Annotated in this window: 22 protein-coding genes; 4 read left to right on the forward strand and 18 right to left on the reverse strand. The window is 57.8% G+C overall.

Annotation, left to right across the window (positions count from 1 at the left end; all coding sequences use genetic code 11):
• Positions 1 to 76 precede the first annotated feature (76 nt).
• Positions 77 to 772 (reverse strand): pirin family protein, encoded by a 696-nt coding sequence (locus tag KHQ26_RS06470; RefSeq protein WP_002920779.1) that lies wholly within the window; start codon positions 770 to 772, stop codon positions 77 to 79.
• Positions 773 to 893: 121 nt separating this feature from the next.
• Positions 894 to 1,931 carry an oxidoreductase gene (locus tag KHQ26_RS06475; RefSeq protein ID WP_004174013.1) on the reverse strand — a complete coding sequence of 346 codons (1,038 nt, stop codon included), beginning with the start codon at positions 1,929 to 1,931 and terminating at the stop codon, positions 894 to 896.
• Positions 1,932 to 2,195: 264 nt separating this feature from the next.
• Between KHQ26_RS06475 and KHQ26_RS06480 the strand changes: the two genes are divergently transcribed.
• Positions 2,196 to 2,849, forward strand: coding sequence for a bactofilin family protein (locus KHQ26_RS06480; protein WP_004174012.1), 654 nt, complete (start codon positions 2,196 to 2,198; stop codon positions 2,847 to 2,849).
• 228 nt (positions 2,850 to 3,077) lie between these two features.
• Positions 3,078 to 3,566, forward strand: a complete 489-nt coding sequence (gene yhhY, locus KHQ26_RS06485) for an N-acetyltransferase (protein ID WP_004174011.1) — start codon at positions 3,078 to 3,080, stop codon at positions 3,564 to 3,566.
• 89 nt (positions 3,567 to 3,655) lie between these two features.
• On the opposite strand, the gene ggt is transcribed toward yhhY, so the two are convergent.
• Positions 3,656 to 5,401 (reverse strand): gamma-glutamyltransferase, encoded by a 1,746-nt coding sequence (gene ggt, locus KHQ26_RS06490; protein WP_004150072.1) that lies wholly within the window; start codon positions 5,399 to 5,401, stop codon positions 3,656 to 3,658.
• A gap of 123 nt (positions 5,402 to 5,524) precedes the next feature.
• Between ggt and KHQ26_RS06495 the strand changes: the two genes are divergently transcribed.
• Positions 5,525 to 5,845: a DUF2756 family protein gene (locus KHQ26_RS06495; RefSeq protein ID WP_004150073.1), complete on the forward strand. Its 321-nt coding sequence runs from the start codon at positions 5,525 to 5,527 to the stop codon at positions 5,843 to 5,845.
• A gap of 23 nt (positions 5,846 to 5,868) precedes the next feature.
• Here KHQ26_RS06495 and ugpQ read toward each other — a convergent pair whose 3' ends face one another.
• The 12 genes from ugpQ to livK all read right to left on the reverse strand — a co-directional run bounded on the left by ugpQ (position 5,869) and on the right by livK (position 16,703).
• Positions 5,869 to 6,609: a glycerophosphodiester phosphodiesterase gene (gene ugpQ / locus KHQ26_RS06500; protein ID WP_004174010.1), complete on the reverse strand. Its 741-nt coding sequence runs from the start codon at positions 6,607 to 6,609 to the stop codon at positions 5,869 to 5,871.
• The gene (locus tag KHQ26_RS06505) at positions 6,606 to 7,676 is read right to left on the reverse strand and encodes a sn-glycerol-3-phosphate import ATP-binding protein UgpC (protein WP_004150074.1); all 1,071 of its coding nucleotides are present in this window, start codon (positions 7,674 to 7,676) and stop codon (positions 6,606 to 6,608) included. The genes ugpQ and KHQ26_RS06505 overlap by 4 nt, the downstream gene beginning before the upstream one ends.
• Before the next feature lies 1 nt (position 7,677).
• Positions 7,678 to 8,523 carry a sn-glycerol-3-phosphate ABC transporter permease UgpE gene (gene ugpE, locus KHQ26_RS06510; protein WP_004174009.1) on the reverse strand — a complete coding sequence of 282 codons (846 nt, stop codon included), beginning with the start codon at positions 8,521 to 8,523 and terminating at the stop codon, positions 7,678 to 7,680.
• On the reverse strand, positions 8,520 to 9,407 hold the full coding sequence (gene ugpA, locus KHQ26_RS06515; protein WP_002920792.1) for a sn-glycerol-3-phosphate ABC transporter permease UgpA: 888 nt from the start codon (positions 9,405 to 9,407) through the stop codon (positions 8,520 to 8,522). Before ugpA ends, ugpE begins: the two co-directional genes overlap by 4 nt.
• Positions 9,408 to 9,513: 106 nt before the next feature.
• Positions 9,514 to 10,830 carry a sn-glycerol-3-phosphate ABC transporter substrate-binding protein UgpB gene (gene ugpB / locus KHQ26_RS06520; RefSeq protein WP_004174008.1) on the reverse strand — a complete coding sequence of 439 codons (1,317 nt, stop codon included), beginning with the start codon at positions 10,828 to 10,830 and terminating at the stop codon, positions 9,514 to 9,516.
• Between the two features lie 272 nt (positions 10,831 to 11,102).
• Entirely contained in the window at positions 11,103 to 11,471 is a 369-nt protein-coding gene (locus tag KHQ26_RS06525) for a type II toxin-antitoxin system death-on-curing family toxin (protein WP_004174007.1), read from the reverse strand.
• Complete coding sequence (locus KHQ26_RS06530; protein ID WP_004174006.1) at positions 11,468 to 11,689, reverse strand: type II toxin-antitoxin system Phd/YefM family antitoxin; 222 nt, start codon at positions 11,687 to 11,689, stop codon at positions 11,468 to 11,470. The genes KHQ26_RS06525 and KHQ26_RS06530 overlap by 4 nt, the downstream gene beginning before the upstream one ends.
• 163 nt (positions 11,690 to 11,852) lie before the next feature.
• Positions 11,853 to 12,566, reverse strand: a complete 714-nt coding sequence (gene livF, locus KHQ26_RS06535; protein WP_004145133.1) for a high-affinity branched-chain amino acid ABC transporter ATP-binding protein LivF — start codon at positions 12,564 to 12,566, stop codon at positions 11,853 to 11,855.
• A 1-nt stretch (position 12,567) separates the two neighbouring features.
• Positions 12,568 to 13,335: a high-affinity branched-chain amino acid ABC transporter ATP-binding protein LivG gene (gene livG, locus KHQ26_RS06540; protein ID WP_002920803.1), complete on the reverse strand. Its 768-nt coding sequence runs from the start codon at positions 13,333 to 13,335 to the stop codon at positions 12,568 to 12,570.
• The gene (livM, locus tag KHQ26_RS06545; RefSeq protein WP_004174005.1) at positions 13,332 to 14,609 is read right to left on the reverse strand and encodes a branched chain amino acid ABC transporter permease LivM; all 1,278 of its coding nucleotides are present in this window, start codon (positions 14,607 to 14,609) and stop codon (positions 13,332 to 13,334) included. Before livM ends, livG begins: the two co-directional genes overlap by 4 nt.
• Positions 14,606 to 15,532 carry a high-affinity branched-chain amino acid ABC transporter permease LivH gene (gene livH / locus KHQ26_RS06550; RefSeq protein WP_002920807.1) on the reverse strand — a complete coding sequence of 309 codons (927 nt, stop codon included), beginning with the start codon at positions 15,530 to 15,532 and terminating at the stop codon, positions 14,606 to 14,608. Before livH ends, livM begins: the two co-directional genes overlap by 4 nt.
• Positions 15,533 to 15,593: 61 nt before the next feature.
• Positions 15,594 to 16,703: a high-affinity branched-chain amino acid ABC transporter substrate-binding protein LivK gene (gene livK / locus KHQ26_RS06555; protein WP_009484077.1), complete on the reverse strand. Its 1,110-nt coding sequence runs from the start codon at positions 16,701 to 16,703 to the stop codon at positions 15,594 to 15,596.
• A gap of 423 nt (positions 16,704 to 17,126) precedes the next feature.
• Here livK and panM point away from each other — a divergent pair, with 423 nt between their 5' ends.
• A complete protein-coding gene (gene panM, locus KHQ26_RS06560; protein WP_002920810.1) occupies positions 17,127 to 17,510 on the forward strand; it encodes an aspartate 1-decarboxylase autocleavage activator PanM in 384 nt (127 codons plus the stop codon).
• A 391-nt stretch (positions 17,511 to 17,901) separates the two neighbouring features.
• Here panM and livJ read toward each other — a convergent pair whose 3' ends face one another.
• From livJ to KHQ26_RS06575, 3 genes are all read right to left on the reverse strand, one after another.
• Positions 17,902 to 19,005, reverse strand: a complete 1,104-nt coding sequence (gene livJ / locus KHQ26_RS06565) for a branched chain amino acid ABC transporter substrate-binding protein LivJ (RefSeq protein ID WP_002920812.1) — start codon at positions 19,003 to 19,005, stop codon at positions 17,902 to 17,904.
• 257 nt (positions 19,006 to 19,262) lie between these two features.
• A complete protein-coding gene (locus KHQ26_RS06570) occupies positions 19,263 to 20,507 on the reverse strand; it encodes an aromatic amino acid transport family protein (RefSeq protein ID WP_004150081.1) in 1,245 nt (414 codons plus the stop codon).
• A 147-nt stretch (positions 20,508 to 20,654) separates the two neighbouring features.
• Positions 20,655 to 21,920, reverse strand: a complete 1,266-nt coding sequence (locus KHQ26_RS06575) for a 4-aminobutyrate--2-oxoglutarate transaminase (protein ID WP_020803514.1) — start codon at positions 21,918 to 21,920, stop codon at positions 20,655 to 20,657.
• Positions 21,921 to 21,993 lie beyond the last annotated feature (73 nt).

Here is a 21,993-nt window from a genome sequence, read left to right on the forward strand (position 1 = left end):
TTATCACGGACAAAGCGCAACCTTCCCTAACATGAGGGAAGGCTGCGCAATTTATTTAACCTGGCTCAGATAACTATCAAACCGGCGGCAGATCGAACAGCAGGATCTCGCTATCGCTGTCGGCATGAACCGAAATCGCCTGCTCGTCCCAGATGGCCAAACCGTCGCTGGTGGTGGCTTTGGTACCGTTGATGGTCACTTCGCCTTTGACCACCTGGATCCACACGCGGCGTTCCGCGGCAATCTGGTGAACCGACTGCTCATCTTTCAGCAGCGCCCAGCGATAGAGTTCCATATCCTGGTACACCTTCAGCGAGCCATCTCGCGCATCCGGCGACAGCACCAGCTGTTTGCCCTGGGCGGCGTCGAAGCGGCGCTGCTCGTAGCGCGGGGTAATGCCGGTTTCTTCCGGAATAATCCAGATCTGATACAGACGCAGACGATCGGTTTTGCTCGGGTTGTACTCAGAGTGGCGCACCCCGGTACCCGCGCTCATGATCTGGAACTCGCCCGCCGGCACCTGCTCTTTGTTGCCCATGCTGTCCTGGTGCTCCACCGCCCCTTCCAGCACATAGGTCAGGATCTCCATGTCTTTGTGCGGGTGGGTACCGAAGCCCTGACCGGCGTCGATGACGTCGTCGTTAATCACCCGCAGGGCCGAGAAGCCCATAAAGTTCGGGTCATAATAGTTGGCGAAAGAGAAAGTATGCCAGGAATCCAGCCAGCCATGGTTAGCGTGGCCACGTTCGTTCGCTTTGCGTAAATAGATCATGTTGCACCCCCGTATGTTGTCGATGGAGTCAGTGTGGACCCATTTCGCCGGCGATCATAGAGGGTGAAAATTGACTCCTCTGTTCAAAAAATATGAACAAGCGCAGAAGAGCCAATTTGACTTATCGGGTAAGGGTAATGGTGGCCGGTGAAGGCTGCTCAAAGCCGCGCTGCAGGATCTCCATATTGGTGAGAACGTCAGTTTCCTTGACGTAATTCGGCTGGCCGTTGACGAGGGTGTCGTACAGCGCGTCGTACACCCGACCATAATCGCCGCTCTCCAGCGGCACCGCTTCGCGCACCATCTCCCCTGCCTCGTTGACATACACCAGCTCGCCAACGCTGTCGTCCGCGCCAAATCCCGGCTCGCCCGGCATGATATTGGCCTTCAGGCTGGTCTCCTGCTGGTCAATGCCGTACTTCACAAACGAACCTTTGTGCCCGTGAACGATAAATTTCGGGTAATCGATCTGCACCAGATGGCTGGTCTTAACGATGGCCTTCATATCGCCGTAGAACAGCTGGGCTTCAAAGGTGTCATCCGGGTTGGCTTTATTGCGCAGCGAGCGCAGATCGTAAGAGACATGGTCCGGGCGGCCGAACAACGAAATGATCTGATCCAGGGTATGCACGCCAAGGCCATAGAACTCGCCGTTTTGCGGACCGCCGGGGTTGGTCTCCGCCAGCGGGCGGTAGTTATCGAAATGGCTTTCGATCTCCACCAGTTCGCCGAGTTTCCCGCTCTCAATCACCTTTTTGGTGGTCAGGAAGCAGGAGTCGAAACGGCGGTTCTGATAGGGCGTCACCGTCAGGCCTTTGCTGTTCGCCAGGGCAAACAGAGTTTTTGCTTCCTCCAGCGTCGGGGTGAACGGCTTTTCCACCAGCACGTTTTTTCCTGCCTCCAGCGCCTTTTTCGCATATTCAAAATGGCTGTCGGCGTGAGTGCAGACCACCACCAGCTTGACCAGTGGATCGTTTAATACTTCTTCAAGGTCGCTGGTGAAATGAATATGGGAATACTGCGGCGCCTGCTCCTCGGGCTTCGCCCGGCGGCGGTAAATGTGCGCTACCTGCCAGCGGTCTTTGCGGTGCAAAACGTAAGGAAGGTGATAGCGGGTGGTGCTTTTACCAAAGCCAATAAATGCGCAGTGCAGAGTCATAACGCTGTCCTTAGTTAATGAGCTACCTTCAACCATAGCGCAAGCCGGTCCCTCACTTCATCCTCTCTGTTTGCTTGCAGTGAAGATTCGTTAGGAAAATAGTTCGAGTATCACTCATACGTAATTATTAATAACTTATTGATTAATAAGTGATTAAATCAGCAGTTTTCGGCAAAAAACCTTGATCGCCATGGCAAAACTGCGGATAAGTGGAGAGCAAACCAGGAGGTTGCTGATGACTAACGGAGTAGCCAGCCGCTGCTGATGGACAAACAGTATCTCGCCATAAACGGCGCCCTTTTTTTCTGGCTTCTCGCGCTGATCGCCTGGTCTGTCGATGCAAGCGCGCTGGCGCGCCTGGCGGCCGCCTGCGCGCTTATCGCTTTCCTCCTCCATAGCCAACGGAACAAGATTAACGCGATGTTTATTAAGAAAAATAAAACGGAACCTCTGATATCAGAAGCAGCCACGCCTCCGGCAATTAACCCAGAACCCGAAGCGGTCGCCAGCAAAAAACACGAGACTACGGTCATCGCCAGCGGGGTGCATTTCGTCGGCAATATAGTCGCCAGCGGCCATGTCTATATCCACGGTCAGGTCACCGGCAACATTGAGGCCAAAGAGCATTTGATTAAGGTAATGCGTGAAGGCCAGGTGGAGGGCAACGTCAGCTGCCGGGAGCTAATAATTGACGGCAAGGTGCAGGGCCAGTGTCATGGCGACAGCATCACCATCGAGGAGCACGGCCATCTGGAGGGTACCCTCGCCTATCGCGCGCTGGCGATCAAGAAAGGCGGCGTTTTTAGCGGTCGCGCTGAAATGCTGGCCGCCGCGGAGAACAAAAGTCATATTCTCGGTCTGGTAGCAGACGCACCCTCCAAAACCGACGCGGAGCCCGTCAGGCCGCAGAGCGCCTGAGATAGCAGCAAAAAAAAAAGCCAGCACCCGGCTGGCTAAAGTAATACTGGAAGCAATGTGAGCAATGTCGTGCTTTCAGGCTTTCCGCAAGGGTCTCCCTGAATGCAGGACAATAATAATCATTCTCATTCGCACTTGTCTACTTTTTTTTGCAAATAATGCGTGTTGACTCGAACGCCGTAGTCAGTGATGTTTAAAGGGACTTTTCACCTGAATGAGGAACAAGGAATGAGTGACATCGTGATACGCCATGCTGAACCGAAAGATATTGACGCGATTCGTCAAATTCACGCCCAGCCGGAGGTGTATCACAACACGCTACAGGTCCCTCATCCATCCGAACATATGTGGCGGGAGCGGCTAACCGATACGCCCGGCGTGAAGCAGCTGGTGGCCTGTATCGATGAGCAAGTTGTCGGCCATTTAAGCATTGCCGTCGTCCAACGTCCCCGCCGTAGCCACGTCGCCGATTTTGGTGTCAGCGTGGATTCGCGCTGGCACAACCGCGGCGTCGCCAGCGCGCTGATGCGCGAGATGATCGACCTGTGCGACAACTGGCTGCGCGTCGAGCGTATTGAGCTGACGGTGTTCGCCGATAATGCCCCGGCGATTGCGGTGTATAAGAAGTACGGCTTTGAGATCGAAGGCACCGGCAGGCGTTACGCGCTGCGCAACGGTGAGTATGTGGATGCGTATTATATGGCGAGAATGAAGTAGCGTGTTGCCGGGTGGCGGCTTCGCCTTACCCGGCCTGCGTTCGCACAGTTGTAGGCCCGGTAAGCGCAGCAGCGCCACCGGGCAACACATCAATACCCCGCCGTTAAATCATCCGGCGAACGCGGATCGGAGGCGCCATACAGCATGCCGTCCGGTCCCACCATGATGCTCTGGGTACTGCCCATCGCCTCTTTCAGCGCCACTTTCTGCCCCTTCGCCTCCAGCAGCTTGAGGGTATCCGGGCTAAAGCCTTTCTCCACCCGCAGCTCATCCGGCAGCCATTGATGGTGGAAACGCGGCGCGTTGGTGGCTTCCGCGACGTTCATCCCGAAATCGATGGTATTGACCACCATCTGCAGTACGGTGGTGATGATCCGACTGCCGCCCGGGCTGCCGGTCACCAGCCAGGTTTTGCCATCTTTCACCACAATGGTCGGCGACATTGACGACAGCGGGCGTTTTTTCGGCTCCACCGCATTGGCGTCGCCGCCCACCAGACCATAGACGTTAGGCACGCCGGGCTTCGCCGAGAAATCATCCATCTGGTTATTGAGCAGAATGCCGGAATCACCGGCCACAATGCCGGTACCGAAGGTGGTATTCAGCGTATAGGTCACCGCCACCGCATTGCCGTCTTTATCGACCACCGAGAAGTGGGTGGTCTGGTTGCTTTCATAGGGCGCCAGCTTGCCCGGACGGATCTGGCTGGAAGGCTTCGCCTTGTTGACATCAATCTCGGCGGCGATCGCTTTGGCGTAAGCCTTGCTGGTCAGCGCCTGCCACGGCACGTTGACGAAGTCAGGATCGCCGAGATATTCGGAACGGTCGGCATAGGCATGTTTCTCCGCCTCCGCCATCACCTGCATGGCGTCGGCGCTGCCAAAACCATATTTCTGCATATCGAAGTTTTCGAGGATATTGAGGATCTGCACGATATGGATCCCGCCGGAGGACGGCGGCGGCATAGAGTAAACCTCATACCCGCGATACTCGCCGCTAACCGGCGTACGCTCCACAGCCTTATAGCCGGCGAGATCGGCTTTGGTGATTAGCCCGCCGTGCTTTTTCATCTCGTCAGCGATCTGGTCGGCGATGGCCCCTTTATAGAAGGCGTCCGGGCCGTGCTCGGCAATCAGCTCCAGGCTCTTACCGAGGTTCTTCTGCACCAGCCGATCGCCCTTTTTCAGCGGCTCGCCGTTCTTCCAGAAGATCGCTTTACTATTTTCATGCTGCGGGATCACTTCGCTGCCGTAGGTCTTCAGATCGTCCGCCAGCGCATCGTTAACGATAAACCCCTCTTCCGCCAGCTTAATCGCCGGACGGATCACTTTGTTCAACGGCATGGTGCCATACTTTTCCAGCGCGAGGGAGAAACCGGCGACGCTGCCTGGCGTGCCGGAGGCCAGATGCGAAGTCAGTGATTTTTTACTGTCCGGGTTGCCCTGGTCGTCAAGGAACATGTCGCGGGTGGCCTGCTCTGGCGCCATTTCGCGGAAATCGATCGCCGTGGTCTTGCCGTCTTTAGTCCGCAGCATCATAAAACCGCCACCGCCAATATTCCCGGCCTGCGGATGGGTGACCGCCAGCGCGTAGCCTACCGCTACCGCCGCATCGACAGCGTTACCGCCCTGGCGCAGGATATCCACGCCGACGCGGGTCGCCAGCGCGTCCACCGAGGCCACCATCCCCTGCCGGGCGCGTACCGGGTGGAACACATCTTCCTCTACGCCATAAGAGACCGGCGGCGGCGGTGGCGGATTGGCGGCGACGGTAAAGCTGCCCCCCGCCAGCAACGCAGCGATGACCACCTGACGCCATATTGTTGTTTTTATCATTGTCTTACTCCTGAAAGGTAGGTTTCATTCCCCGCTTAAGCCTGGTTGATAACTCCTAAAAAATCATTGTTATGGCAGATTCGAGGTACACTTAAGTGATCCCACGCACGGGAGGAGAAAACCATGAAAGCGATTCTGTTTCTGGCGGCGCTGATGCCGCTTGGCGTATTAGCCCAGCCGATCAATATTAATAACAACCCTAACCAGCCGGGTTACGTGGTCCCCAGCCAGCAGCGCATGCAAAATGAGATGAAGATCCAGCAACAGCAGCAGCAGAGCATGCTGAAGCAGGATCTGAACAATCAGACCCGCTCGCAGCAGCAGCATTTGCAAAACCAGCTGCAGACTAATCAGCAGCGCGCGGCCCAGGGCGGCAATCTGAATGCGCCGCAGCAGGTGCGGCCAAATAACAACGGTGGGATGCTGCGGCAGACTAATCCGTAAAGATCGTCCGCCGCAAATCCGTCTTAAGGCTGGAAATTCGGCCCGATGACATCAATGGCATCGGTGCAGATGCAGTCTACGCCCCAGCGCAGCAGTTCGGCGGCGCGCTGGGGTTTATTGACCGTGTACACCAGAATGTGCAGGCCGGCCTGTTTCAGGCTCGCCACCCGCGCCGCATCCAGCAGTTTGTGATTGAGGTGAATCGACACGCAGCCCAACCGGGTGGTCAATTCGCGCCAGTCATCGCGCCACTCATCCAGCAGCAGCCCGCGCGGCAGCTCGGGCGCGGCTTCCTGCGCCGCCTCCAGGGCGTCGATTTCAAAAGAGGAGAGCAGCGGCGCGGTCATGCCTTGCCATAGATCGCGCGCGGCCAGCGCCACCACTTTCCCGGTCTGCGGCCCCAGCCCGGTGGTCGGCTTAATTTCGATATTCGCCATCATGCCGTGACGACGGCAGCGCTCCGCCACCTGGGAGAGCAACGGCAGCGGCTCGCCCTTAAATTCACGGCTGAACCAGCTACCGGCATCGACCTTCAGCAGATCGTCCCACGCCAGCTCGCCCGCCACGCCCCAGCCATTGCTGGTGCGTTCGAGATTATCGTCATGCAGCAGAAAGATCTGCCCGTCCTTCGACAGCTTGGCGTCAAATTCAATCATCGTGTGCCCGTAGCGGGCGCCGACGTCGATAGCCGCCAGGGTGTTCTCCGGCGCCAGTTTACCGCCGCCGCGATGGGCGACGATGCGGGGATAAGGCCAGTTACTCATGCGCGTTGTCCTGTTTCACCATCAAAGAGGTGCAGATGTTCCAAAGGCAGATGCAGCCATAGCGTGCTGCCTGCCGCCGGGCGCTGCTGGTGCGGCAGTCTGACCACCAGCTTCTGTTCGCCCCAGCGCCCGTGAGCGAGGTTATCGGCACCTAAAATTTCCAGGGTGTCCATCAGCAGCGGAATGCCGCCTTGCGCCTGCGAGCTTAAGATAAAATGCTCCGGACGGATACCGAGCGTCATTTTACGCCCAGCGTGGCGCCGGTGCTCATGATTCGTCGGCAGCTGCATGCCGCCCGCCAGCTCAAAGCGACCGCCGTCATCGCTGATGCGCCCTTCCAGCAGGTTCATGGCCGGGCTGCCGATAAAGCTCGCCACAAAGCGGCTGGCTGGCTTCTCATACACTTCCACCGGGGTGCCGATCTGCTCGGCAACGCCTTTGTTCATCACCATCACCCGCTGGGCGAGGGTCATCGCCTCCACCTGGTCATGGGTGACGTACAGCGAGGTGGTTTTCAGGCGGCGATGCAGCTGCTGCAATTCCAGACGCATCTGCACGCGCAGCTTGGCGTCGAGATTTGACAACGGTTCGTCGAAGAGGAATACCGCCGGGTCACGCACGATAGCGCGGCCCATCGCCACGCGCTGGCGCTGACCGCCGGACAGTTCCCGCGGGCGGCGCTTGAGCAGACCATCCAGCTCAAGAATGCGCGCCGCCTCCTGCACCCGCTCGGCGATCAATCCCTTACCCATGCCGCGAATCTTCAGCCCCCACGCCATGTTCTCTTCCACGCTCATATGCGGATAAAGGGCATAGTTCTGGAACACCATCGCGATGCCGCGATCTTTCGGCTCCATCTCGGTCACCCGTTTGCGATCGATCCAGATATCGCCGCTGGTCACCCGTTCAAGTCCGGCGACCATCCGCAGCAGCGTTGATTTCCCGCAGCCCGACGGGCCGACCATGACGATAAATTCCCCGTCCGCCACGTCCAGCGTCAACGGTTGAATTACCTGGGTTTTGCCATCCCAGCTTTTGCTTACTGCCTGTAGTTTTAAACCAGCCATTTTATTTCTCACTATCGACCAGGCCGCGCACAAACGCGCGCTGCATGGCTAAAACGATGACGACCGGCGGGATCAGGGTCAGCAGCATCGCCGCCATCACCTGATTCCACTGGGTAGTACCTTCGCCGGTGGCGATCATGCCTTTAATACCGGCGACGGCGGTGCCAAGATTCACATCCTGAATAATCAGCAACGGCCATAGATACTGGTTCCAGCCGTAGATAAAGGTGATGACGAACAGCGCGGCGAGGTTGGTTTTCGACAGCGGCAGCACGATGTCGCGAAAGAAGCGCATCGGCGAAGCGCCATCGATACGCGCCGCTTCAATCAGCTCGTCCGGCAGGGTCATAAAGAACTGGCGGAACAGGAAGGTAGCGGTGGCCGAAGCCATCAACGGCAGCGTTAACCCGGCATAGCTGTCGAGCATGTTGAGGTTGGCGATCACCTCCACCGTCGGGAAAATACGCACCTCGACCGGCAGCATCAGGGTGATAAAGATCATCCAGAAGAACAGGTTACGCAGCGGAAAGCGGAACCAGACGATAGCGAACGCCGAAAGCATCGACACCACGATTTTGCCGACCGTAATGGCGAACGCCATGATGAAGCTGTTGAGCATCATCAGCCAGAACGGCGCGCTGTTGACGCCGACGCCGTTCACCCAAATGGTCTTCATGTTCTCCAGCAGATGGCTACCGGGGATCAGCGTCATCGGCGTTTCAAATACCGATTTGTTATCCAGCGTCGCCGCCACGAAGGCGACGTACAGCGGGAATAAAATGACGGCGATACCCAGGATCAGCATGGTGTGGCTGAAAATCGTCAGCCCGCGACGGTTCTCAATCATTGGTAACGCACCTTACTTTCAACGTAACGGAACTGCACCACCGTCAGGATAATGACGAGGAACATCAGCACCACCGACTGCGCGGCGGAAGCGGATAGATCGAGCCCGGCGAAACCTTCGCGATAGATTTTGTAGATCAGAGTGGTGGTCGCCTGCACCGGGCCGCCAGCGGTGGCGGCATCGATCACCGGGAAGGTGTCGAAGAAGGCATAAACCAGGTTGACCACCAGCAGGAAGAAACTCACCGGCGCAATCAGCGGCAGCGCCAGCTTAAAGAAGCGTCGAATCGGCCCGGCGCCGTCGATGGCGGCGGCCTCAACCAGCGAACGCGGAATCGACTGCAGCGCGGCGAAGAAGAACAGGAAGTTGTAGCTTATCTGCTTCCACACCGAGGCGAAGACCACCAGAAACATCGCCTGGCCGCTGTTCTGCGCATGGTTCCAGTCATAGCCCAGCTCGCCGAGGAAATGGGTGATCAGCCCGCGCCCGGGGTTAAAGAGGAAGATCCACAGCACCGCCGCGACGGCGGGGGCCACGGCGTACGGCAGCAGCATCAGCGTTTGATAAAAGCGGCTGCCGCGCACCACATAGTCGACCAGCGCGGCGAAAAACAGTGAAATGAGCAGGCCGCTGACGGTCACCAGGGCGCTAAATTTTATGGTGGTCCAGAACGAGTCCAGGTAGTACGGATCGTGGAACAGCGCAACGAAGTTATCCAGGCCGACGAACTGGCTGGAAAGGCCAAAGGGATCGACGCTCTGCAGCGAGTACCACAGCGCTTCGCCTGCGGGCCAGATAAAGAAAATCAACGTGATAATCAGCTGCGGCGCGACCAGCACATAGGGCAGCCAGCGCGAGCGGAATACCGGACGGGATGATGACATTGAGATTGGGTTCCTGAACAATGCCGGGTGGCGGCTACGCCTTACCCGGCCTACATAGGGCACATCGTAGGCCCGGTAAGCGCAGCGCCACCGGGCAAGTTACAGATTACGATTTGGTCGCTTGCTCGAAGCGACGCAGCAGCTGGTTTCCGCGCTGCACGGCGGAATCCAGCGCCTGCTGCGGGGTTTTCTTGCCGGTCCACACGCTCTCCAGCTCTTCATCGACGATGGTGCGGATTTGCGGCATGTTGCCCAGGCGCAGACCTTTGGTGAACGGCAACGGCGGCTTGTTCAGCATCTGGCGGGTAGCGATATCGGCGCCCGGGTTCTTATCATAGAAGCCCTGCTGACGCGTCAGATCGTAGGCCGCGGTAGTGATCGGCAGGTAGCCGGTTTTCTGGTGCCACTCGGCGGCGTTTTCCGGTTTGGTCAGGAAGTCGAGGAACTTCGCCACGCCGGTGTAGGTCTCTTTGTCTTTGCCCTGCATCACCCACAGGCTGGCCCCGCCGATGATGGCGTTCTGCGGCGCGCCTTTCACGTCGGCATCGTAAGGCATCATGCCGACGCCGTAGTTAAATTTGGCGTACTGGCGGATATCGGCCAGCGATCCGGACGAGGCAGTGGTAATGGCGCAGTCGCCGTTATAGAACTTTTCGGTAGACTCGTCTTTACGCCCGAAGTAGCTGAAATCGCCCTTCTTGTTCATCTCTTCGAGCAGCGCGATATGCTTCACCTGCTCCGGCTTGTTGAACTCAAGAACCGCGTCGGTACCGTCGAAGCCGTTATTCTTCGTGGCCACCGGCAGACCGTGCCAGGCGCTGAAGTTTTCAATCTGGATCCAGCCCTGCCAGCCGCTGGCGTAGCCGCACTTCATCCCGGCGGCTTTCAGCTTCGCGGTATAGGCCGCCAGATCCTGCCAGGTCTTCGGCGGCTGCTCCGGATCTAAGCCGGCTTTTTTGAAGGCGTCTTTGTTGTAGTAGAGCACCGGGGTAGAGCTGTTAAACGGCTGGGAGAGCAGATGGCCGGTTTTCGAATCGGTGTAATACCCGGCCACCGTCGGTACGAACTGCGATTCATCAAACTTGATGCCCGCCTCGCTAAACACCTGGTAGACCGGCTTAATGGCTTTTGACGCCATCATGGTGGCGGTGCCGACTTCATACACCTGCAGGATAGCCGGCGCGTTGCCGGTACGGAAGGCGGCGATACCGGCGCTCAGGCTCTGCTCGTAGTTGCCTTTGTATACCGGAACGATTTTGTAATCAGGATTGGCCGCGTTAAAGCGTTGCGCCAGAGAATCCACTTCTTTACCCAGCTCGCCTTCCATTGAGTGCCAGAATGGGATGGTGGTAACCGCCAGGGCCTGACCGGCAAAAGCCAGGCTCAGCGCCAGTCCTAAAGCTGTATGTCGTAACGATATCATCGGTTATCTCTCTTGTTGTGCCGGATGCGCGATTTCACGCGTTTTATGCTCGCGGGGTAACATGACATGTTCGAATTACAGAAAAATAACTTTTTTATTACAAAAAAAAGATAGTAACGGGTCAGAGAGATGACAAGCCGATGAAAGGACGGGGGAAGTAAAGTGGGAGCTGAGACACGGATAATATTCGTGCGGTCGGCTCCCGGGGTCGGCGCAAGCGCCTCGCCCGGGCTACAAACCGGCGAAGCCGCCGGGTTGCAACGAGTTAACCGTCATCCACGCAAACGCGCGACAATCTGTTCCAGGGTAAGTTGCCCTGCTGCTGCCTCGACGGTCATGCCGACGAAGTCTGGATTCGCCGGCAATATAATTCCATTTCGCTTTAAAAAAAGCAGGGTGATAAACAGTGCCGTACGCTTATTACCATCATTAAATATATGACCGCGAGAAATCGCCAGCAGATGCATCGCAGCGAGTCGCCACACGTCTGTCACACCTTCATATTCAATTTTGTTTAGCACCCTATACATTATCGCTTCGGCACGCCCCAGATCGGGCATACCGGCAACGCCAGGCGTGACGCGGAGCAGCCTGTCGTGAAACTGTATTATCTCTTCCGCTGAGATAATCTGCAGCGTCATTTATCCGCAAGCTCCCTGATCTCATCACCATGAACCGCCATGATAGCCGCGAACTCATCATCCATTCTGGCCGCCTGGTAGCGTTCAAACTCTTCTGCACTAATGATGACTGCAGATTTATGCCCACGACGGGTAATGGTCACAGGTACACCTGTCACTGCGCTTTCCAGCACATCGGCCAGATTTTGCCGGGCTTCGCTATAGTTAACCGTTCTCATAAAAACCTCCAAAGCTGTACTCTTTTATTGTACAACATACATGTACAAAAAAAGAGCCAACAGGCTCTTTTAAATGTATTCTTGCGATCGGCTCCCGGGGTCGGCGCAAGCGCCTCGCCCGGGCTACAACCCGGCGAAGTGAACGACGCCGGGTTGCGATGAATTAACCGCCGAGATAGGCGCTGCGCACCGCCTCGTTGGCCAACAGCGCGTCGCCAGTGTCCTCCAGCACCACGTGGCCGTTCTCCAGCACATAGCCGCGGTCGGCCAGCTTCAGCGCCTGGTTGGCGTTCTGCTCAACCAGGAAGATCGTCATCCCTTGCTCGCGCAGCTGCTCGATGGTGTCGAAAATCTGCTGAATGATAATCGGCGCCAGCCCCAGCGACGGTTCATCCAGCAGCAGCAGGCGCGGTTGGCTCATCAGGGCGCGACCGATCGCCAGCATCTGCTGCTCGCCGCCGGACATGGTGCCGGCGCGCTGAATACGGCGTTCATGCAGACGCGGGAACAGCTCATACACCCATTTGATGCGGGTCTGGAACTGATCGCGGTCGGCAAAAAAACCGCCCATCGCCAGGTTCTCTTCCACCGTCATACGCGAAAAGACGCGCCGCCCTTCCGGAACGATCGCCACCGCCTCGCGCATGATCTTCGCGGTTTGCCAGTCGGTAATATCCTTACCGTCAAAGACAATGCGCCCGCTGGAGGCGCGCGGGTCGCCGCACAGCGTGCCGAGCAGGGTGGTTTTCCCCGCGCCGTTGGCGCCGATAAGCGTGACGATCTCGCCCTGTTTGATATGCAGGCTGACGTTGTGCAGCGCCTGAATCTTGCCGTAGTGGGCGCTGACGTTGTCAAAAGTTAACATCGCGTTTTCCATCTTATGCCTCACCAAGGTATGCGCGGATCACATCCGGGTTATTACGAATCTCTTCCGGCGTCCCGTTGGCCAGCGGTGTTCCCTGGTTCACGACGTAGATGCGATCGGAAATGCCCATCACCAGCTTCATATCGTGTTCGATAAGCAGGATGGTGGTGTTGTGATGGTTACGCAGCTCGGCGATAAGCTCGTCCAGCTCTTTGGTCTCTTTCGGGTTCAGCCCCGCCGCCGGTTCATCGAGCATCAGAATTTCCGGCTGGGTCACCATGCAGCGGGCAATCTCCAGCCGACGCTGGTCGCCGTAGGCCAGGTTGCTGGCCTGACGGTTGGCATGCTCCAGCAGGCCGATGCGCTCCAGCCAGGTGGCGGCCCTGTCCAGCGCTTCGCTCTGCGCCCGACGGAAGGCCGGCGTTTTCAGCAGGCCGGAGAAGAGCCCGGTTTTCAGCTGCTGATGCTGCGCCACCAGCAGGTTTTCAATCACCGTCATTTCGCGGAACAGGCGCACGTGCTGGAAGGTCCGCACCACGCCCATCCGCGCAATCTGCTGACCCGGCAGCCCTTCCAGGTGCTGGTCGCGCAGCAGAATAGTGCCGCCGGTGGGCTTGTAAAAACCGGTCAGGCAGTTAAAGACGGTGGTCTTCCCGGCGCCATTGGGGCCGATCAGCGAGACGATCTCGCGCTCTCTGAGCTCCAGCGACACATTGTTGACGGCCAGCAGACCGCCGAAACGCATCATCAGGCCGCTAACGGATAATAATGGCTGACTCATGCCTGCTCTCCTTTCGCCTGACCGTTTTTCAGCTTCAACTGCACGCGCGTCATTGGCAGAAGCCCCTGCGGACGCCAGATCATCATCAGCACCATCAGGCCGCCGAGCATTAACATGCTGTATTCGTTGAAGTCACGCATCAACTCGCGCGAGACCACCAGCAGAATAGCCGCGAGGATCACCGCGAACTGCGAGCCCATCCCGCCCAGCACGACGATCGCCAGCACAAAGGCTGACTCGGCGAAGGTAAAGGATTCCGGGCTGACGAAGCCCTGGCGCGCGGCGAACAGCGTGCCGGCGAAGCCAGCAAACGCGGCGCTGATGGTAAAGGCGGTCAGCTTGATGCGCGTCGGGCTCAGGCCCAGCGAACGACAGGCGATCTCATCTTCACGCAGCGCTTCCCACGCCCGGCCCAGCGGCATTCGCAGCAGGCGGTTGATGACGAACAGGCTGAGCACTACCAGCAGCAACGCCACCAGGTAGAGGAAAATCACCCGGTCGGAGGGATCGTATTTGACGCCGAAGAAGTTGCTGAAGGTATCCCAGCCGCCTTCGCGGGCGCTGCGGCTAAATTCGAGGCCAAAGAAGGTCGGTTTCGGGATCTGGCTGATGCCGTTCGGCCCGCCGGTGATCTCGGTATTGTTGAGCAGCAGAATGCGCACGATCTCGCCGAAGCCTAAGGTCACAATCGCCAGGTAGTCGCCGCGCAAACGCAACACCGGGAAGCCCAGCAGGAAACCGGCCGCCGCGGAGACCAGGCCGGCCAGCGGGAGACAGGTCCAGAAGCCGAGACCGTAATAGTGGTTCAGCAGCGCAAAGGTATACGCGCCGATGGCATAGAACCCGCCGTAGCCCAGCACCAGCAGGCCGGAAAGGCCGACCACCACGTTCAACCCGAGGCCGAGGATGATATAGATCATCGTCAGGGTGGCGATATCCACCGTGCCGCGCGACACCATAAACGGCCAGGCCACGGCAATCACCAGCAGGGCGATCAGGAACAGCTTCTGCTTCACCGTCGACCCGTCAATCGCCGGCATAATAAATTTCGGCCCGGAGACGTTCTTAACCGCTTTCTGGAACAGCGGCCGCAGCAGCTGGAAGAAAAAGACCACCGCGGTACCGATGAAGATCCACTGCCAGCGAATATCGGCGGCGGTATCGACCACCAGTTTGGTGCCGTTCAGCTCCAGCTGCACGCCCATAAAGACGCCCGCCAGAATGAAGAACATCACGGCAGAGAGCAGCGCCATTGCAATTTGCATCGGTTTCATACTTTTTCCACCTCCGGGCGGCCCAGAATGCCGGTCGGCATCACTAACAGCACCAGAATCAGCAGCGCGAAGGAAACGACGTCCTTATATTCGGTGCTGAGATAGGCGGAAGAGAGCGCCTCGGCAATACCCAGGATCAGGCCGCCGATCATCGCGCCAGGGATACTGCCGATCCCGCCGAGCACGGCGGCGGTGAACGCCTTCATCCCGGCCATAAAGCCGATGTAGGGGTTAATCACGCCGTAGAACTGCCCCAGCAGCACGCCGGCCACCGCCGCCATCGCTGCGCCGATGACAAAGGTCAGGGCAATGACGCGGTCGGTGTTAATCCCGAGCAGGCTGGCCATTTTCAGATCTTCCGCGCAGGCGCGGCAGGCGCGCCCCATCCGCGAGTAGCGAATAAACAGCGTCAGGGCCAGCATGGCGATAAAGGTCACCACCCAGATCACCAGTTGCATGGTGGTGATTGTCGCGGAGAAGCTGTCGCTGTGGCCGACGACCCACTGGCCGTTAAACAAGCTCGGCAGCGCCACGTCGCGGGAGCCCTGGGTCAGGCTGACGTAGTTCTGCAGGAAGATAGACATCCCGATGGCGGAGATCAGCGCAATCAGGCGCTTGGAGTTACGCACCGGCCGATAGGCCACGCGCTCAATGCTCCAGCCGTAGGCGCTGGCAATCACAATGGCGCCCACGAATCCGGCGGCGACCAGCAGCCAGCTAGTGTCAATGCCCATCATCATCAGCGCGGCGATGATCATGAAGGAGACATAGCTGCCAATCATATAGACCTCGCCGTGGGCGAAGTTGATCATGCCGATAATGCCGTACACCATCGTATAGCCGATGGCGATCAACGCATAGGTACTGCCCAGCGTGACGCCGTTAAACATCTGCTGCAGAAAATAGAGAAACTGCTCGGACATAAGGTAACCTTTTTCAAACCGCCCGCGGTTCGCAGGCGGAGGGATAACTCGTCTTCAGCGCTTATTTCGCCGCGCTCGAAGAGCCATCGGCGTGCCACTGGAAGACACCAAACTCAAATCCCTTCAGATCGCCTTTTTCATCCCAGGTCAGCGGCCCAATCACGGTTTTCGCCCCGTGCGCTTTCAAATCGTTGATTAAATCCAGCGGCTGCTGGCTGCCGGTTCTGTCCATCGCCTGCGTCAGCGACTGCACGGCGGCATAGGTGATCCAGACGTACGGTCCGCTCGGATCTTTCTTCTCCGCTTTCAGCGCGTTGACGATGGCGCTGTTGGCAGGGTCCTGATCGTAGCGTTTTGGCATTGTCACCAGCATGCCTTCCGCCGCGGCGCCCGCGATATTGGACAGCGAGGCGTTGCCGACCCCTTCCGGCCCCATAAACACGGTTTTCAACCCGACGGAGCGCGCCTGGCGCAGCATCTGGCCCATTTCCGGGTAGTAGCCGCCGTAGTAGACGAAGTCGATGTTCTCTTTCTTCAGGCGCGCCAGCAGGGCGGAGAAATCTTTTTCCCCCGCGGTGATGCCATCGAAGAAGACGATGTTGGCCCCGGCTTTCTTCAGGTTGTCCTGCACCGAACGCGCCAGCCCTTCGCCGTACTGCTGCTTGTCATGAATGATGGCGATACGCTGCGGTTTCACTTTCTCGACGATATATTTCGCCGCGGTCGGCCCCTGCGAGGAGTCGAGGCCGGCGGTACGCATGATGTACTGGTATCCGCGCTGGGTCAGCTCCGGGTTGGTCGCCCCGGGGGAGATCATCAGGATGCCTTCATCCTCATAGATGTCGGAAGCCGGCTGGGTGGAAGAGGAGCACAGGTGGCCGATAACGTACTGAATGCCGTCGTTGACGATTTTGTTGGCCACCGCGACCGCTTGCTTCGGATCGCAGGCGTCGTCATATTCGACGGCCACCAGCTTGTCGCCCTTAATGCCGCCGCTGGCGTTGATGTCTTTAATCGCCTGACGCGCGCCATTGAACTCCATGTCGCCCCACTGGGCCACCGGACCCGACATCGCGCCGACCACGGCGACCTTAATATCCTTGGCCATCGCCGCGTGCGACATCGCTAATGCGACAATGCCCGCGACGATGGTTTTCGCGTTCCTTTTCATGCTGCAGAACCCCGTTCGTGATGTGGTGTAAATGTTTTGTATTTTTATGGTTAAAAAGCATTCTGTGCTTTTATTAAACAACGCCATTTTTACCATTGAGTTTAATGGTTTAGCGCAGTTTTTCACTAAAAAACAGATTAAAATCTCTATTTTTCAGTCGATTAAGCAAAGATAATATTCTGTATTTTGGTGAAGATAAACAAAAAAAAGTCCATCCTGCAGCATAAAATAACGATACATAAGGCGGAATAAAACGCTGCACATTAGGTTAAAATTCTGCTTATTTTTCGATCCATGACGGATTGAGCTACCCTGACAACGCCAGGAAAACGAATCCCCTGATGTACGCGCAAAAAACAGCGCTCCGCCAGACAGCAATTTTGGGTACACTGGCGCCTCTGTTTTGCACTGGATTTGCCGCCCATGAAACTGACCATTATCCGTTTACAGCACTTCAGCGATCAGGATCGCATTGATCTGGGGAAAATCTGGCCGTCGCAGGATCTGTCGACGCTGACCCTTGATGAAAACCATCGTCTCTACGCCGCCCGATTTAACGAGCGCCTGCTGGGCGCCGTGCGCGTTACCCTGCGCGGCGTCGAAGGTGAGCTCAGCGATCTGTGCGTGCGTGAAGTGACCCGCCGCCGCGGCGTCGGACAATACTTAGTGGAAGAGACATTGCGTGATAACCCGGCGATCAATAGCTGGCGCGTCGCCGACCATGGGGTGGAGGACCGCGGCGTGATGGCGGCCTTTATGCAGGCGCTCGGCTTTAGCGCCCAGCAGAATGGTTGGGAAAAGCATTAAGCCGTAGCCCCAATAAGCGGAGCATGACCAAGGAAGAACCCGGCGGCGCTTCGCTTAGCCGGGCTACCTGGCGACTGTAGCCCCGGTAAGCGCAGCGCGACCGGGGTCAGACAACGCATTTGCGGCGTGAAAGGCGCCCCCATTTAACCCAGCATTTCGCGTTGCAAAAAGGCGTCAAGACCCGAAATCCCCGGGAGCTTACATCAGTAAGTGACCGGGGTTGAGGGCCGCAGACAACGCATTTGCAGCGTGAAAGGCGCCCCCATTTAACCCAGCATTTCGCGTTGCAAAAAGGCGTCAAGACCCGAAATCCCCGGGAGCTTACATCAGTAAGTGACCGGGGTTGAGGGCCGCAGACAACGCATTTGCAGCGTGAAAGGCGCCGGTTAAATTATTTGGCGTCGGTCGCCGTACCGTTCGCATGCCAGGTAAAGACCCCGAACTCGAAGCCTTTCAGGTCGCCTTTCTGATCCCACGACAGCGGGCCCATCACGGTGTCTACTGTCGCGCCTTTCAGGTATTTAGCGATTTCCGCCGGATCGTCAGACTGATTCAGACCTGCCTGCAGCGACTGCAGCGCCGCGTAGGTGGTCCACACGAAGGCGCCGCTCGGATCCTGTTTCTTCGCCTTGATCGCATCCACGATCGGTTTGTTCGCCGGCACCTGGTCGTAGTTCTTCGGCTTGGTTACCAGCAGGCCTTCCGCCGACTCGCCGGCGATGTTAGACAGGGAGACGTTCGCTACGCCTTCCGGGCCCATAAACTGGGTTTTCAGACCGGCGGCGCGCGCCTGACGCAGGATCTGGCCCATTTCCGGGTGATAGCCGCCGTAGTAGACGAAATCGATATTCTCTTTCTTCAGGCGCGCCACCAGGGTGGAGAAATCTTTCTCACCGGCGGTGATCCCGTCGAAGAAGACCACGTTTGCCCCGCCTTTTTTCAGGCCATCCTGCACCGCACGGGCCAAACCTTCGCCGTACTGCTGTTTGTCATGTACCACTGCGATACGCTGCGGCTTCACTTTGTCGAGAATGTATTTCGCCGCGGTTGGCCCCTGATCGGAGTCCAGACCGGTGGTGCGCAGGATCAGCTTATAGCCGCGCGCCGTCAGCTCCGGAGCAGTCGCTGCCGGGGTAATCATCAGAATGCCTTCGTCTTCATAGATATCAGACGCCGGCTGAGTGGAAGAGGAGCACAGGTGACCAATGACGTATTTGATGCCGTCGTTGACCACTTTGTTGGCTACCGCTACCGCCTGTTTCGGGTCGCAAGCGTCATCATATTTGACGATCTGCAGCTTATTGCCCTTGATGCCGCCCTTAGCGTTGATATCCGCTACCGCCTGCTCTGCGCCGGTAAACTCCTGGTCGCCGTACTGGGCCACCGGGCCGGACATCGCCCCGACTACCGCGATTTTGATATCTTCCGCCAGCGCCGCGCTGCTCATAACTAAGGCAATACATCCTGCCAGTAACGCTTTACCCTTCATATTCATCCTGAGGCTCCCCATTATTATGGTTTTTGCATTTGTTGTGATGTTGTTTATTAGCGCATTATTTTGTTTATACCGATAGGAAAAGCATATGATAGCTAATCAACCGGGGGCTGCCCGCGCTTTTGCAGCACACTATGCTAAACATACCGTCATTCTGAGGAATTTGAAACGACTAAATTGCGGGCTATGTAACAGATAAGTGACAAATAAAAAAACCGCGCCAGCATGAACCGGACGCGGTGCAAAACAGAGCCTGATTACCAGCCTGCGGGTAGGTAGCCCACCGCGGATGCTATCGCGTAGGCGGCGCTGCAAAGATACAACAACACAATGAAGCATTGGATAAGCGGATGGGTCATCCAGGCCGGACAGGTCCAGCCCGGGGTCAGATCGCCACGCTGGCGGGCGCCCTTGAGCATCAGGATCGGCATAATCGATAAAATGACGCCGCTGAACACCCCGGCAAAATAGAGCGCGTTGACGAAGGAGACCATGCCGCTATAGGCCAGTACGAACGGCGGGATCGCCACCACCAGCAGCACCATCAGGCGCCGGGCGGGCTGTTCGTCATTCCCCAGGCGGAACTGATCGAAGATATTGGTCAGGAAGCTGCCGCCCAGTCCCCAGTAGGAGGTCAGCATCGCGCACAGCGCAAACAGATTGGCTGAGAAGAAGGCCCATTCGCCAAGCGCCCGGCCCCAGGAGATGGTGGCCACATCCGAGATATTGTCCAGACCGTTAAGCGAGATCACCGACAACGGCACCAGCGCCAGCAGGGTAAAGGTCAGCGCCATGCCGACCATGATGGCTTTAGGCAATTTTTCCGGTTTGTCGGCGAAGCCCCGCGCCATCTCCGGCACGATATACTGTGCCGAGAAGCAGAATGCCACGACGTTGAAGACCGGAACCATATACAGCCAGTTGCCGTCGAGCAGATAGCCGACGCGAGTGGTCTCTTTCAACAGCGTGGCAATCACCAGCACCGAGATCATCACCACCATGCCGATGCTGATAAATTTCTCACCGCGGCCGATCGCCTTCAGCCCCAGGTAGAGTACCCCTGCCGCCGGAACGAAAAACAGCACGCTACCCAGCGCCGGCGAGATGCCAAACAGGGAGTGCAGCAGCTTACCGCTGCCAGTCATATACGCCGTCAATGCCCCGACGCTATTGACGCAGACGGAGAGAAACATCATCAGCGCGCCAAAGCCGCCGACGTAGCGCTTCGATAATCCACTGAGCTGCAGATGTTTACGGGTGCGCAGCGTGGATTCCGCGACATAGAGCATAGTCACCGTCGTCAGGCTGCCCACCAGCACCAGCCAGAACAGCAGCGGTAAGAAGCCCGCTTTGCTCGACGCATAGGCGATAGAAAGGACGCCCGCGCCAATATTGGTACCGACAATCATCGATACCCCTTCGACGAAGCTCAGAGATTTTGCAGGGACAGCCGTACGTTCCCGGCCGGTGAGGACGGGAGAAAAGGTGGAGTTTTCAGACATAATACTTTCCGTTTTACTCCGGCGGTTGTCACCGCCGGAAAAAAGGTGATATCAGGGTGATAAACCACTCACGCTGAGCATAAACAGCCGGCTGCGGCGTCCTGTTTCTGTTCGGCTTCCCTGCCGCCGCAGCCCGCCGGGGAGACGTTAGCTCTTCAGTACGCGCGCCAGAATATCCAGCGCTTTCGAGAACTGGGTATCCGGGATAGTCAACGGATACAGGAATCGGATCACGTTGCCGTAGACGCCACAGCTCAGTAGCAGCAGGCCGTTCTCCTGCGCTTTCTGTTGCACCTGGCGGGTGAATTCCGGCGACGGTTCGCCTGTTTGCGGATCGTTAAACTCCACCGCCACCATCGACCCCCGGCCGCGGACATCCACGATCGCCGGGCAGGTAGCGCGCGCCTGGTTGAGCACTTCCTGCAGATGGCTACCCAGCTGTTCAGCGCGCTGACACAGCTGCTCTTCGGCAATCACATCCAGCACCGCGTGCGCCGCGGCCACCGCCAGCGGGTTACCGGCATAGGTTCCGCCCAGCCCGCCAGGCGCTGGCGCATCCATCACTTCGGCGCGACCAACGACGCCCGACAGCGGGAAACCGCCGGCGAGGCTTTTCGCCATCGTCATCAGATCCGGTTTCACCTCATAATGCTGCATGGCGAACAGCTTGCCGGTACGGGCGAAACCGGTTTGCACTTCATCGGCGATCAGCAGAATGCCGTGGGTATCGCACAGGTCGCGCAGCGCCTGCATAAAATCGGCCGGCGCGACGTTAAAGCCGCCTTCCCCCTGGATCGGCTCGAGGATGATGGCCGCGACCTGATCCGGCGCAATATCCGCTTTGAAAATGCGCTCCAGGCTTTTCAGCGCATCCGCGGTGGTCACGCCATGCGCCGCATTGGGGTAAACGCCGTGATACACCGAGCCCGGGAACGGCCCGAAGCCGATTTTGTAGGGTGCGACCTTACCGGTGAGGGCCATGGTCATAAAGGTACGGCCGTGGAAACCGCCGCCGAAGGTAATCAGCCCCGGACGACCGGTGTAAGCGCGGGCGATTTTCACCGCGTTCTCGACCGCTTCCGCGCCGGTGGTGAAGAAAGCCGTTTTTGCCGGCCCGTCAATTGGCGCCAGATCGTTGATACGCTCCGCCAGCGAAACATAGCTTTCGTACGGCACAATCTGATAGGCGGTGTGGGTGAACGCCTGCAGCTGGTCGGCAACCGCGGCGACCACTTTCGGATGGCGGTGACCGGTATTTAACACGGCGATCCCGGCGGCGAAATCGATCACCTCATTGCCTTCGATATCCCACAGCGTGGCGTTTTCCGCCTTCTCGACAAAGTAGTTACACATTACGCCTACGCCGCGCGGCGTCGCCTGCTGGCGACGTTGATTCAGTTCTGAGCTTTTCACCTGCGAATCTCCTGTCGTGTATGTCACGTTATCGCAACAAATTAGAAACGATGTCGTTTATTTACACAGGAGT

Source organism: Klebsiella sp. 10, from assembly GCF_018223925.1.
In the GTDB taxonomy this organism is placed as follows: domain Bacteria; phylum Pseudomonadota; class Gammaproteobacteria; order Enterobacterales; family Enterobacteriaceae; genus Klebsiella; species Klebsiella pneumoniae.